This is a genomic window from bacterium (assembly GCA_016702305.1).
Taxonomy (GTDB): Bacteria; Electryoneota; RPQS01; order RPQS01; family RPQS01; genus JABWCQ01.
In genome coordinates this window covers 322,668-336,019 of the sequence record JADJEH010000002.1, presented here as the reverse complement: position 1 = coordinate 336,019, position 13,352 = coordinate 322,668, and the positions used below count along the sequence as shown (strand labels likewise).

Genomic DNA, 13,352 nt, shown 5'->3' with positions numbered 1-13,352 from the left:
GTGCACGGTGACAGGCTGAGCCAAACAGACGCCGGGCAATGCTGCGAACTGTTGCTGTGCGACCAGGCCAACCCGATCGAGGTCGCCGGTCTACTGTGTGCGCTGCACGCCCGTGGCGAAACGGTTGCGGAACTAACCGGATTCCTGGACACGCTGCGTCGGCACATGACCAAGGTGCCGCTCGGGGACCCGCGAGCAGTTGACTTGTGCGGAACGGGCGGCGACGGAAGCCACAGTTTCAACGTCTCGACGGCCGCCGCATTGCTCGCTGCGGCCTGCGGAGCCGTTGTCCCCAAGCACGGCAATCGCGCCGTATCATCGCGCTGCGGCAGTGCGGATGTTCTTGAGCAGCTCGGTATTCCGCTCTCGTTGAACCCGCCGGATGCGGAACGATGTCTGCGCGCGTGCGGGTTTGCGTTTCTGTTCGCGCCGCATTTTCATCCGGCCATGAAACACGTCGCGCCGGTGCGCAAGGCACTCGGAGTGCGAACGCTGTTCAACTTGCTTGGACCGTTGGCAAATCCGGCGGGAGTGAAACGGCAACTGATTGGCGTATACCACGCTCGTTGGCTCCGGCCTGTAGCGGAAACTTTAGCCCAGGCCGGATCAGAATTTGTCATCACCGTGCACGGTGACGGCGGACTCGATGAAGTTACGCCGCTGGGCACAACCCGCTATTGTCAGTATTACAATGGCGAGATTACGGAGGGCGTGTGGCAGGCGAGTGAGTGGGGGCTCGGCCCGACATCGCATCACGCGGTGCGCGGCGGCGATACAACGGCCAATGCGGCCCGGTTGCGCTCCGTGGCACAGGGGAACGAGCCGGAGTTGTCCGAGTGGATTATTGCCAACTGCGCGCCTGCGCTGGTGCTCTCCCAACGCGCCGCCGACTTTCGCGAGGGAGCGTTGATGGCACGGGCAAGCATTCACGACGGGACATTCCTGCGCTTTTTGGATAAGGCAGCCGCGGCATGAGTGTCCTGCTGCACATTTTGAAGCGGCGACTGGAGACGCGCGATACGAAGCGGCCCCTCGCGGAGTTGCGAGAACTGGCACTGGAACAGGAAGCCCCACGCGATTTCCGGGCCGCGCTGCGACTGGATCATGCCGTGGCCGTAATTGCCGAGATCAAATTCCGTTCACCGAGTGAAGGGGAATTGCGATCCGGCCGCGATGTGGGTGAGATTGCGGCAGCTTACACCCGCGCCGGAGCGCGGGCCCTGTCGGTTCTCACGGAAGTCAACGCCTTTGACGGCAAGCTCGGCGATGTCCGCCTAGCGAAAGCCGCCAGTGATTTGCCGGTTCTGCGCAAGGATTTCTTGTGGGATGAGTACGATGTTACGGCCACGCGTGCCGCGGGTGCGGACGCGCTATTGCTGATCGCGAAGATGTTGTCGCGCGAACAGTTGTCGGAACTCTGCGCCTGCGCAGATGCGCTCGGACTCGGCGTGCTGCTTGAATTGCACGATGAAGATGATCTCCAAAAGACCGAGGGCCTTCGCGGCGTGGCGTGGGGCGTGAACCATCGAGACTTGATGACCTTGGAAATTGACCTACAGCGAAGCCGCGACCTGTTTACATTGATCCCGGACGGCGAGATTAAGGTCGCTGAAAGCGGTCTGCGCACGCTGCGCGATCTTGAAGAGATGCGCGAACGCGGCGCGAACGCCGTGCTCATCGGCACAGCATTCATGAAAGCTCCCGATCCCGGTCGGGCGCTGACGGAGTTTTTTCTATGAGAGTCTGGCTGAAATTCTGCGGCTTCTGCGATCCCACTGATCTGTCTCTGGCCGTGGCCCTGGGTGTTGACGCCGTCGGTTTGGTGTGTGTTCCTGATTCGCCGCGCGGTGTTTCGCGCCGTGAATTGGCCAAGCTCGCCGCGGTCCCGCGCGGGTCGTCGCAGCTCGTGCTGGTGTTTCAAAATCCGAGTTCGGACTATGTGCAGGAATGCCTTGCCATTGTCGAACCGGACGTGCTGCAATTCCACGGCGATGAACGGCCCGAATTCGCGGAATCGTTCGACTATGTGTACATCAAAGCCGTGCGGGGCCGTCAGCAAATCGGGATGTTCCATGCGCATACCGAGGCTGATGCGTGGCTGATTGACGATGCCGATTACGAACGCAATGATTTGCTGCAAGCGGCCGAGACTCCGCTCATTCTGGCAGGCGGGCTGACGCCGGACAATGTGCAGACGCGGATTCGAGCGGTTCAGCCCTACGGTGTGGACGTTGCCCGCGGCATTGAGCTCGAGCCTCGCAAGAAAGACCCCATCAAGATGATTGCCTTTAATCACGCCGTCAGGTCGTTGGTCAACGAATGAGCTACTCTTTCCCTGACCTCCATGGATTCTTCGGCGAATACGGCGGCCAATTCGTGCCGGAGACGCTCGTGGCTCCGTGTCAAGAGCTGGAGCAAGCGTTCGCGGAGATTCGTACTGACAATTCGTTTTGGGACGAACTCGCGCGGCATTTGCGCGACTTCGGCGGGCGGCCGACGCCGCTTTATCCAGCCGAGCGCCTGAGCGCGCGCTACGGATTCTCCGTCTATTTAAAACGCGAAGACCTGCTGCACACAGGTGCGCACAAACTGAATAATGCGCTTGGCCAGGCACTGCTCGCGCGACGGTTGGGTAAGACGCGGATCATCGCGGAGACCGGCGCGGGACAGCATGGCGTCGCCACCGCGACCGTGTGCGCACGCTTTGGATTGCAGTGCATGGTGTACATGGGTGCCAAGGATATGGAGCGTCAAGCCCCCAACGTTGCCCGGATGAAACTGCTCGGCGCGGAAGTGCGCGCTGTCGGCGCCGGGACGCAGACCTTGAAAGACGCAACGAGCGAGGCCATCCGCGATTGGGTGACCAATGTGCATGACACATTTTACCTGATCGGCAGTGTCGTTGGGCCGCACCCGTATCCGCTCATGGTGCGCGAATTTCAAAAAGTCATCGGCGAAGAGGTGAAACGGCAGCTAAGCGCCGCCGATCTGAAGGCCGATGTGCTATTGGCATGTGTCGGCGGCGGCAGCAATGCGATCGGGCTGTTCTATCCGTTTATTGATGAAGCGGTGCGGCTAATTGGTATCGAGGCAGGCGGCGCAGGCGATGACTCGATACAGCACGCGGCGGCGCTAACGCGCGGATTGCCCGGCGTGCTGCACGGCTCTCGCAGCTATGTGCTCCAGGATGAGAGCGGGCAGATTCTTGAAGCGCATTCAATCTCGGCAGGGCTCGATTATCCCGGCATCGGCCCTGAGCATAGCCACCTCTATGACAGCGGGCGAGTGGAGTATGCGCGAGTGAGTGATGCGGAGGCGTTGGCAGCGGCGCGCGAGTTGGCGCAATTGGAGGGGATCATTCCGGCATTGGAGTCCGCGCATGCGCTGGCGCATTTGCCGCGATTACGTGACGACGGATGCCGCGGCACCGTGATCGTATGCCTGTCGGGGCGCGGAGATAAAGATATGAGTACCTATGCCGCACAAGTTTGATCTGCATGCCTTCACTCGGGCCGCGACACGCGATGGACGTAAGCTCCTGGCGATCTACTTGACCTGCGGCTTTCCTGAGCGTGAGTGGACAGCGCCTCTGGCTCAGGCAGCGTTTGCGGCTGGCGCGGACCTGCTCGAATTGGGGATGCCATTTTCGGATCCCTTGGCCGACGGACCGACGATTCAAGCGGCCTCGCAACACTCCCTCGAGCGCGGCGTGACGTCCGGTAGCTACTTCACCACGGCACGAGAAGTCGCGGAACTTGGTCCGACGTTGTTTATGGGCTATCTGAATAGCGTGACTGTGCCGAACTTTCTCAATCGCGCGCGCGACGCCGGGCTGTGCGGTTTGATCCTGCCTGAATGGCCCGTACACAGTGCAGCCTTTGCGATGTTCGAACGCAGTGCGCAGAACTGCGGCGTGCCCCGTATACCGTTCGTGGCGCCGACTTCCTCCGCCGAACGTATCGCGGCGACAGACCGTCTGAACGCGCCGTTCATTTACGCCGTCTCTATCGCGGGTGTGACCGGCGCGCGCGCAACTGTGAGTGAACGTGCCTACGACTATTTGGCCGGATTGCGGACCAGTTTGGCGACACCGTATCTGGCGGGGTTCGGCGTGGCTAACGCGACAGCCGCACAGCGCATGGCGGCGGTCGCCGATGGCGTGATTGTCGGCAGCGCGCTGTTGGACGGCATCGGTCGCGTGAATACATTGGAAGCGGCGTGCGGCTTCGTGCGCGCCTTTGTCAGCGAACTACGCGCGGCGCTTGACGACGCGCCGGTGCTTCAGGAGAACCGCAAGTGCTGATTATCATGAACCGTGAGGCGACATCCGCCCAGATTCGCGGCGTCGTCGAGTTGATTGAGTCGCTGGGATTGCGCGCGCATGCCATTCCGGGAGAGTCGCGGACTGCCATTGGCGTCACGGGTAACTCGGGGCCGCTCAGCCCGGCGCTGTTTGAAGAATTGCCGGGCGTCGTGCAGGCGGTGCGCGTAACCAAGTCCTTCAAACTCGTGTCGCGCGAAACCAAACCGGACGACACCGTCGTGCAGATCGGCAATGTGCGAGTCGGAGGCCGCGAACTGACCGTCATGGCCGGGCCGTGCTCCGTTGAATCACGCGAACAAATCTTCAAGTCCGCTGAACTCGCCAAGCAGGCCGGGGCTCAGATGCTGCGCGGCGGAGCGTTCAAGCCGCGTACGTCGCCCTATGCATTTCGCGGATTGGGCAAACAGGCGTTAGAATGGATTCAAGCGGCCGGACGCGAGTTCGGTTTGCCCGTCGTATCGGAAGTAGTGGATCTCGAGTCGTGCGGGATGGCCCTTCCGCATATAGACATGCTGCAGGTCGGTGCGCGCAACATGCAGAACTACACGCTGCTGGAAGCCGTGGCGCGATCGGGCAAGCCCATCCTGCTGAAACGCGGTCCGGCGGCGTCGCTCGACGAGTTGCTCAATGCTGCCGAGTACATCCTCTCTGTCGGCAATTACAATCTTGTGCTGTGCGAGCGCGGTATTCGCGGCTTCTCGGATTTCGCGCGCAATACGCTTGATTTGAATATTGTACCCGCCGTCAAAGAGATGTCGCATCTGCCGATCATTGTGGATCCATCGCATGGTACCGGCCATCGCAAAATGGTCGCGCCGTTGGGACGCGCGGCCGTTGCCGTCGGCGCCGACGGACTGATGGTGGAGATGCATCCGGACCCGGATCACGCGTTGTCCGATGGCTACCAGTCGCTGTACCCGCTGCAATTGAGCGGGCTGATGGACAGCCTCCGACTGATAGCCCCGGCCGTGGGGCGCCACCTTGCGCCGGCCTGATCGCTACTCAACTCCAAGAATTTCAGGGGTCAACAAGCCAGTTCCCCGAGCCGCACGAGGCTTGTTTCTGCGTCGAAAATTCCTTATATTTGTGGACTTGGAACCAATTCCAAGGCAGTCTCGTTCACCCCTTACCATGCGGGAGCGGCCGGATGATCAGATTCATTTCCAGCATAAACTCGAAAGTTGCCATGAAGTCATTTCTCACTGTTGCACTTGCCACGCTCATGCTCGCGTCCGTAGGATGCGGCCAGGCCGGAGACAAGCAGACGGCCGTCAAGGTCGAAGATGCCAAAAAGCTCAGCTTCACCTACAAGACGACGGACGGTGAACTCGTGGATGCTCGCCAGTTCTACGGTAAGGTCGTCATTGTGGACATCTGGGATACGTGGTGCGGTCCGTGCCGCAAGGGTATTCCGCATTTCGTTGACCTGTATGAACAGTACAAGGGACAGGTCGAAATCGTCGGATTGGCGTTCGGCCGCGAAGGCGCACCGAAGGTCAAGGCCTTCGCCGACCAGATGAAGATCAACTATCCCAACGGTATCTTTAGTGAAGAGGCCGCGAAGCAGTTCGGTCAGCCGCGTTCGATCCCGACATGCTTTATTATCGGCAAGAATGGCGAAATCGCCGAAACCGTCGTTGGTTACCGTCCGAAAGAATTCTTTGAGCAGAAGATTCAGAGCCTGTTGAAGGCCTGATAGGGCTTCTGCCGTAAGCCATACCATTACTGGAGTCTGAATATGTCGAACGCTGCTGCGACTGCAGTGCTCAAGATGACCGACCAGTCTTTCGCGGATACCGTGAAGACGAATACGTTGTTGGTCGTTGATTGTTATGCCGATTGGTGCGGCCCCTGTCGGATGATCGCACCGATCGTCGAGGAGTTGGCCAATCACTATTCCGGTCGCGTCGCCTTCGCCAAGGTGGACGTGGACAATTCCCCCAATATCAGCCGTCAATTCCACATCAGTTCGATCCCGACGCTCCTGTTCTTCAAGAATGGCGAGATGGTGGATCGGCAGGTCGGTGCCCTGCCCAAGCATGCGCTGCAGGCTCGCGTGGATTCTTTGTTGGCTTCATAACGCTTGTTGTCTTGCCTGTATACGGCCCTGTGTTTCGAACATGGGGCCGTTGTTGTTTTAGAATCACCGTTTTTCACGAAATTTCCAAAAGGGGAAATCTATGGCTGAACCGAAAATTATTGCGGTCTTGGGCGCTACAGGTGCACAAGGCGGCGGACTGGTCCGGGCTATCTGCGCGGATAAGTCCGGTGAGTTCAAAGCCCGGGCGCTGACCCGCGATCCGAATTCCGAGAAAGCCCGGGCATTAGCGGCGCTGGGCGCCGAAGTCGTCAAGGGTGACGTGGATGATGTCGAAAGCATGAAAGCCGCGTTCAGCGGAGCGTACGGCGTCTTTGGTGTGACGTTCTTCTGGGAGCACTTTAATCCCGTGCTCGAAACGTCGCAGGCCAAGGCGATTGCCGATGCGGCGAAATTCGCGGGAGTGAAGCATGTTGTCTGGTCCACGCTGGAAGATACACGCAAGTTCATGGCGCTGGACGATACGCGCATGCCGACGCTGCACGGCGCGTATAAGGTTCCACATTTGGACTGCAAGGGCGAAGCTGACCCGTATTTCGCAGAGATCGGCGTGCCCACGACGAACCTGCAGACCAGCTTCTATTTCGAGAACTTCATCTACTTCGGGATGGGCCCGCAGAAGGGACAAGATGGCAATCTCGCGCTCATGCTTCCGATGGGTGACAAGAAGTTGCCGGGAATCGCGGCGGAGGATATCGGCAAGTGCGCATACGGCGTCTTCAAGCGCCCCGAATTGATCGGCACGACTGTCGGCATCGCCGGCGATCACCCGACCGGTGTGCAGTATGCCGCCGAGTTCAGCAAGCTGTTCGGCCAGGAGATCCCGTACTTCGCGGTGCCATTCGATGTCTATCGGGGGCTGGGTTTCCCCGGCGCAGATGATCTGGGCAACATGTTCCAGTTCAAGCACGATTTTCAAGACCAGTTTGTCGGCGCGCGCAGCCTGGAATTCTCGCGGACGCTGAATCCCGAATTGCAGACTTTTGCGCATTGGCTCGCGCAGAACGGCGAGCGGATCGCCCGCCCGTAGGTTCGTCATCCCGCACGATGCAAAAAGCCCCGGCCAAATGGTCGGGGCTTTGTATTTCGAACGAAATCCACGGACGGTCAGTTGCGCACGGCAATAACCTGATAGTAACGTGTCGAGTCGGTGGTCGCCGCTGCCCACTCATTCGCATTTGTCGCGACTGCCGTCGGCCAGTCGACGCCGTCGAGAGACGATTGCACCTCGTACGACGTCGCTGCAAAGACCGGGCTCCAGCGCAGGCGAATGCTGTCGGCCTCGACCGATATCGTCAGTTCCGGCGGCGCAAGCGGACCGATAATCTCGGACATGAACCACGCGGCATTCTCCGGCGTGATTTGCACATGATCCTGATTGGCGATCGGGAAATAGACGCTGTCAAACGGCGTCAACTCATAGAGGTTGCCCGCACCGGCAATATTGAAGAACGGATCGTTCACCGCGAGGTCGAGCGCGCTTACCGATGGGATGAAACAGTGCGACGGATAGAGGGCTTCGATATCGCCATAAGGCGCCGGCACGGCGGCAAGCTCCGCCATCGTCGCCGTCAAGCCGCCAGGCGCATTGTCCCACGGCAGACAGGGCTGAATAAACACATTGCGGAACGTGTCCGGCAGCGGCCAAATGACATTGATCTCACCCTGCAGTACGCGCGTGTTCACGGTGTTGCTCACGGCCCACACATTGCAGCGAATATCTACTAAGAAGCTGTCATACACCCAGCGGATGATCTGCGCGCCGGGCAGAAAGCCGCTATTCTGCTGCGTGCTGCTGCCGTTGATGACGGATACGAGGCGTGGCTGTGTCGGATAGTCGCCCAGCGCGGCAAGCTCATTCTGAAAGGCGGCAAACATCGGATCGGGGTTGGCGACACCTCCGGCCGACGAGCTCAAGTGATAGAGGAGCAATTGGCGCGGCGCTGGATTGAGTAACGCATCGCGCGCCGCCGCCGCTTCCGCAGCTTCGTCCGCGAAGAAGTCCGCCCAGAACTGCACACCGACCGGAATATTCGCTCCATTCTGCGGTGAATCCACGGAAATAAAGGTGCCGACGTTGTGGGGCAAACCATAATGCTCCATGTAGGTCAAGGCGTAGCGCGACGTCAAGCCGCCCAGACTGGTCCCGGCGATAATCAACGGATGGACCGCGCCTGTCGCTGAGTTCAACTCTTCGATCAGCTCTTGCACCAGAAAGCCGTTGTCCTGAATGGCTATCGTCGAGTTCGTGTAGTTCAACACCACGGCATCATAACCCGTGGCCAGAAGCGTCTCAATCAGCAATTCCTGATTCATCAGGTCATAGAGTTCATTCCAATTGAGGCTGTTATCAAGATCGAGGCCCTCGACGAGCACCACCGGACGCTCGACCATCGTGTGACCTGCGCCATACAGAATGTACGCTTCGCCCGTAGCGGCCGGACCGCCTGTGCTGTGGCTGGCCGTCAGTGTCCACGTTTCAGAGGGCGGCGGCGCATCGAGATGGCGCACCTCAAAACGCGCGCGGCCAAAGAGCGCGAGCCCTGAACGGAACTGTGCGCGCACGGTTATGATCTTGTCGCCGGTTTCGCTGTAGTGGGCGCGCACAACGCCGGACTTCGGCAGCAGTCGAAAACCTGCGCCATCGCCGCAATCAACCTCGATTGCGCTCACATCACCGAGATTCGTATAGACGTCCGCCAACGAGAACGCCACGTCCGCGCCGTGATAGGTCCAATCGTGAAGCAGTCCTAAGACGGCCGTGCGTCCGGTCTGCAGCGCGGATGGCTCGATCGCCGTGACGCGTGCGCCGTCGAATTGCAGAACGTCGTCCTGCTCTGCGTCGCTGCGCACACGCTGATAGTCAAAGAGCAGGAGCGAGAGCGGATGCGCATCCGTCCGCTGCGCCTGCTGCCGGATTTCGCGCAGGTATTCGTGAGCAGGAATCACCGACGACGTTAGCGCGGCCCGGCGCAATTCATGCGCGGCCTGCACGTACTCCGCGAACGAAGAGACCGCCGCAGCCGACGTCCCGTCGAATTGTTCTAACTCGACAAGCGGCGCCACAAGGTCCAAGAGGATCCCGGTCCGCAGCGGGCTGTGCGCGACGCTTCCGTATTGCGTGGTCAGGTGTTCGGACAGGGCGACTTTCAAATCGTCACGAGTCGTCGCCGCCTGCGCCAGTGAAGCCCAACTGAAAAGCAAGATACCAATTACTGATTTGAATGCCATGGAGGAGTCTCGGTTTGATCAACGTTTGCCCGAGAAAGGTACAACTTGACCGGCGAAGAAGCAAGGTCCCAGCGCACATTGCGGCAATCTTGTCTAAGTCGCTATATTTTTCCTTTTAGGACTACCCGCTCCAAAATCGCGTTGTGTCGGAGTGGGACGACGGTGACTACGCTTACTATGCTTAGTAGGCACGCTCCCTGTTTCAGAAAAACAACTTTCCTCATGTGCTGACCCACCCGTCTTCATCAATGTTTGTGTTTACTTCGTATTTTTTGGTTAAGCATTGGTACGTAAGAAACAATGGAGTGCAAGATGAAGAGAATTTGGACAATTTGTTGTCTGTTCCTCGTTCTGGTCGCCGTGGCGCAAGCCAAGCAGGTGCCCAATCAGGAAGCCGTCGGTCGCGCCGTTATGAACGTGCAGGCGACCTTTGAAATGCAGCAGCGTGCGGACGCACTGGCGGATCAGATCGCCGCCGCCAAGCTGACAGGCAACGTACCGCAAGCGCTGTTGACCGAGTATGCTACTTTGCAGAGCCAGCTTGTTGGCCGCGAGTTCCCGAATGGTGAATCGCTGGACCAGGGTGGCGAGAATTGCGCAGACGCTTTTGATCTCGGCTCCGTTTTGGGAGCCAACGTGGACTTTGGCTCGACTGAGGCAGCCCACAATGACTTTCCGTTCATTGCCGGCGCTACGCCGCCCTGCTACCAGGGCACGTACTTCAATGGCAGCGGCGATGCCAATGATGTAACTTATAAGTGGACCGCACCACGCACGAGCAGCTATACGTTCTCGCTCTGCGGCAGCGACTACGATACCGAAATTTCGCTGTGGAATTTCACCTGCCCGACGGCGCCGGTATTCCCGACGGACTACATTTGCGGCAACGATGACCCGGCGCCGAACCGCCGTTGCCCCGGCAACAACTTCGCGTCCGTTCTGACCTGCATCGAGCTGACGGAAGGTCAGGAAGTTCTGATCGTTGTGGACGGCTTCAATGCAGACTCGGGAAACTACAACCTTTCGATCTTTGACTGTGCCCCCCCGTGCGAGGCCGATTTGAATCTGGTCGCGCCGGGAACGGTGACGGCCAACACGTGTGAAGCCGGTAACGATTGCGGCGTGCGCATCACCCCTGAGGTGATCGTGGCCGTCGAAATCCCGACTGCGGGATATTGGTCGTTCTTCTATGGCAGCACGGAATTCGATCCGTTCCTGTTCATCGGGTCAACCTGCTGCAGCCGTGATATTTGTTTTGACGATGATGGCGGCGGCGACTTCAATTCGCTTTGCGAATGCGTTTACCTCGAAGCGGGAACCGTATGGGTTTCGCTTGAGGCCTTTGAAGGCTGCGGCGTTGGCAGCTTGTCCGTCACCCAGTGCGCCGGTCTCGGCCGCTGCTGCTACACTAACGAAGCGGGTGGCCCGGGCTGCGGAACCTCGTCGTTCGAGGAGTGCATCGCCATCGGCGGTACGTTCGACGAAGGTCTGAATTGCGAGACCGATCCGTGTCAGTTGGGACGCTGCTGCTATTTTGATGATGGCGAACCCGCTTGCGAAAGCGGCGTGAGTTCGAGCTTCTGCCGCTACGCCCTGAACGGCGAATGGACTGAAGGCGCAACGTGCGATCAGCCGTGCCCGTCTATCGGCGACTGCGGTCCGATTGACCTCGTGCTGGCGGTGGACGTTACCGGTTCGATGTATGGCGCCATTGACAACATCGTGGCTGAACTGCCCAACATTATCGCCGTCGCCAATATCGCGTCCGGCAATGACTTGCGTTTGGGCCTGCTGACCTTCTCTGATGAAGTCAGCGTGCTGCACACGTTGACGAACGATCTCGCGGGTGTGCAGGCGACGATTTCCAGCCTCACATCCTTTGGCGGCGCCGCGTACCCGGAAGCATCCGACGAAGCGCTGCGTGAAGTGCTTACCGGTAACGGCCTGTGCGTGGCCCTGGGCGACTTCAATGTGGCCTTCCGTCCGGCTGCTTCAAAGATCATCGTGCTGATTACCGACGCCTCAAACGGTGGCTGTGACGATGCGCATGACGGCAGCGATGTGGTCAACGCGCACGACCGGGCGCTCGACGCGTTGGGCCTGGGTGTCCGTATCTGTTCGGTCTGGCGTCCGCTGGCTGGTGCCGAACCGTTCGGCCTGATCCAGCCGGTGCTGGAAGACTATGCTTCGACCACGGGTGGCACGTTCACCGTCATCGCGCCGGATGGCTCCGGTGCCGGCGGCGCGCTGAACCAGATCGTGGCCAATTGCGGCCAAGGTGACTTGCGGTTGTCCTCGAACGGCGCGGACCTGCGTTGCGATCCGAACGGCGGCGGCATCACGACCCCGACGTTTAACGTCACAGTGACGACCCAGAATAACGGCACGGCCACATGCGCCAATGCCACGCTGACGTTGTCGAACATTGGCGGTGACGCGGGCGCCGTGGTTCTGAATTCGGCCAACCCGGTCGCCCTCGGTGACTTGGTGCCGAGCGCAAGCGTGAACACGCAGTTCAATCTGACTGTGACGCCGGACGGTGATGGAGGCCAGATCATCCTTGACTTCAACCTGTCGAGCGCTGACTGCCCGCCGAACTTCCTGCAGGTCGTTATTGACGTGCCGGATTGTCAGCCGTGCGATGGTGACAACGAAATCTACATCTACGAAGACGATCTTCGTCTGCCGCCGGCCTGCATGTGCACGTACCTGTGCCTGGACCACCCCGTCCACGTATTCGTATGCGGTGCCGGGCTGACGCAGGGTCGCTACCCGATCTTGACCATCACTTCAGGATGTATGACGGATGACTGTACGGAAGAGTGCACGCCCGCCGAATTCCTGTTCAGCAATACCGGTTGGACGCTGTGGGGTGATAGCTGCTGGCACAACGTGATTATCCCGGCCTCGGAAGGCTGCGTCTGCGTGTGCTTTGACCGCTACCTGCCCGCCGAGCTCAACGGTTTCACCGCCACGGGCCGAGATGGTGAAGTCCAGCTTGACTGGAGCACCGCTTCGGAAACCAGCAATGACCACTTCGAAGTGCTGCGGGACGGCCTGCTCGCCGGAACGGTCGCCGCGACCAACAATGCAGCGGGCGCGACCTACAGCTTCGTGGATCGTGGCCTGGCCAATGGTCGCCTGTACCACTACGAACTGGCGGCGGTCAGCCTGACCGGCGAACGCGAGATCATCGGCCAGCGCGAAGCCGCGCCCGAGGCGGGTGCCGCGATCGTGACCGAGCTGTCGCTGGGGCAGAACTACCCGAATCCGTTCAACCCCGAAACGAGCATTTCGTTTGACCTCGTGGACGACAGCCATGTCTCGCTTGAGGTCTTCAATGCCGTGGGCCAGCGCGTTTCGACCCTGGTCAATGGCGCGATGCAGTCGGGACGGCACTCGGTGCTGTTCCGGGCTGAGGCGCTGCCCAGCGGTCTGTATTTCTACCGTCTGACGGTGGGCGCTACAACGCTTCAGAAGAAGATGCTGCTGCTGAAATAAGCGGTCGGATTTTCGACCCTAAAACGGGGCCGCAGGACTACCTGCGGCCCCGTTCCTCTCCCAGAGGTTGCGCTTATGTGACCCTATCACTTAACAGGACCGAGCCAATGCTCGGGGGAACGGCACCGATCATGCCTGACCCGGTGCTTTGTTGTTCTTTAACAAGTGAATAGCTTTGCGGTGTTCGACCAGAAGTTT

Annotated in this window: 11 protein-coding genes; 10 read left to right on the top strand and 1 reads right to left on the bottom strand. The window is 59.7% G+C overall.

Features of this window, described 5'->3' with window-relative positions; genetic code table 11:
* The 9 genes from trpD (at position 1) to IPH10_05820 (ending at position 7,452) form a co-directional block, all read left to right on the top strand.
* Positions 1–975, top strand: a complete 975-nt coding sequence (trpD, locus tag IPH10_05860) for an anthranilate phosphoribosyltransferase (protein ID MBK6910444.1) — start codon at positions 1–3, stop codon at positions 973–975.
* Positions 972–1,739: an indole-3-glycerol-phosphate synthase gene (locus IPH10_05855; GenBank protein MBK6910443.1), complete on the top strand. Its 768-nt coding sequence runs from the start codon at positions 972–974 to the stop codon at positions 1,737–1,739. Before trpD ends, IPH10_05855 begins: the two co-directional genes overlap by 4 nt.
* Entirely contained in the window at positions 1,736–2,323 is a 588-nt protein-coding gene (locus IPH10_05850) for a phosphoribosylanthranilate isomerase (GenBank protein MBK6910442.1), read from the top strand. Before IPH10_05855 ends, IPH10_05850 begins: the two co-directional genes overlap by 4 nt.
* Positions 2,320–3,492, top strand: coding sequence for a tryptophan synthase subunit beta (gene trpB / locus IPH10_05845; protein MBK6910441.1), 1,173 nt, complete (start codon positions 2,320–2,322; stop codon positions 3,490–3,492). The genes IPH10_05850 and trpB overlap by 4 nt, the downstream gene beginning before the upstream one ends.
* A complete protein-coding gene (gene trpA / locus IPH10_05840) occupies positions 3,476–4,303 on the top strand; it encodes a tryptophan synthase subunit alpha (GenBank protein MBK6910440.1) in 828 nt (275 codons plus the stop codon). Before trpB ends, trpA begins: the two co-directional genes overlap by 17 nt.
* Positions 4,297–5,319 carry a 3-deoxy-7-phosphoheptulonate synthase gene (gene aroF / locus IPH10_05835; protein ID MBK6910439.1) on the top strand — a complete coding sequence of 341 codons (1,023 nt, stop codon included), beginning with the start codon at positions 4,297–4,299 and terminating at the stop codon, positions 5,317–5,319. The genes trpA and aroF overlap by 7 nt, the downstream gene beginning before the upstream one ends.
* 191 nt (positions 5,320–5,510) lie before the next feature.
* Positions 5,511–6,020, top strand: a complete 510-nt coding sequence (locus tag IPH10_05830) for a TlpA family protein disulfide reductase (protein ID MBK6910438.1) — start codon at positions 5,511–5,513, stop codon at positions 6,018–6,020.
* A 42-nt stretch (positions 6,021–6,062) separates the two neighbouring features.
* Positions 6,063–6,404, top strand: coding sequence for a thioredoxin (gene trxA, locus IPH10_05825; protein MBK6910437.1), 342 nt, complete (start codon positions 6,063–6,065; stop codon positions 6,402–6,404).
* Between the two features lie 100 nt (positions 6,405–6,504).
* A complete protein-coding gene (locus IPH10_05820; GenBank protein ID MBK6910436.1) occupies positions 6,505–7,452 on the top strand; it encodes an NmrA/HSCARG family protein in 948 nt (315 codons plus the stop codon).
* Between the two features lie 77 nt (positions 7,453–7,529).
* Here IPH10_05820 and IPH10_05815 read toward each other — a convergent pair whose 3' ends face one another.
* A complete protein-coding gene (locus tag IPH10_05815; protein ID MBK6910435.1) occupies positions 7,530–9,653 on the bottom strand; it encodes a hypothetical protein in 2,124 nt (707 codons plus the stop codon).
* A gap of 312 nt (positions 9,654–9,965) precedes the next feature.
* Here IPH10_05815 and IPH10_05810 point away from each other — a divergent pair, with 312 nt between their 5' ends.
* On the top strand, positions 9,966–13,154 hold the full coding sequence (locus tag IPH10_05810; protein ID MBK6910434.1) for a T9SS type A sorting domain-containing protein: 3,189 nt from the start codon (positions 9,966–9,968) through the stop codon (positions 13,152–13,154).
* The last annotated feature ends 198 nt before the right edge of the window (positions 13,155–13,352 follow it).

What these genes read in the sequence shown, in the direction of transcription:
- IPH10_05855 (MBK6910443.1), top strand. Translation starts at nt 972, where the DNA reads ATGAGTGTCCTGCTGCACATTTTGAAGCGGCGACTGGAGACGCGCGAT.
- IPH10_05850 (MBK6910442.1), top strand. Translation starts at nt 1,736, where the DNA reads ATGAGAGTCTGGCTGAAATTCTGCGGCTTCTGCGATCCCACTGATCTG.
- trpB (MBK6910441.1), top strand. Translation starts at nt 2,320, where the DNA reads ATGAGCTACTCTTTCCCTGACCTCCATGGATTCTTCGGCGAATACGGC.
- trpA (MBK6910440.1), top strand. Translation starts at nt 3,476, where the DNA reads ATGCCGCACAAGTTTGATCTGCATGCCTTCACTCGGGCCGCGACACGC.
- IPH10_05830 (MBK6910438.1), top strand. Translation starts at nt 5,511, where the DNA reads ATGAAGTCATTTCTCACTGTTGCACTTGCCACGCTCATGCTCGCGTCC.
- trxA (MBK6910437.1), top strand. Translation starts at nt 6,063, where the DNA reads ATGTCGAACGCTGCTGCGACTGCAGTGCTCAAGATGACCGACCAGTCT.
- IPH10_05820 (MBK6910436.1), top strand. Translation starts at nt 6,505, where the DNA reads ATGGCTGAACCGAAAATTATTGCGGTCTTGGGCGCTACAGGTGCACAA.
- IPH10_05815 (MBK6910435.1), bottom strand. Translation starts at nt 9,653, where the DNA reads ATGGCATTCAAATCAGTAATTGGTATCTTGCTTTTCAGTTGGGCTTCA.
- IPH10_05810 (MBK6910434.1), top strand. Translation starts at nt 9,966, where the DNA reads ATGAAGAGAATTTGGACAATTTGTTGTCTGTTCCTCGTTCTGGTCGCC.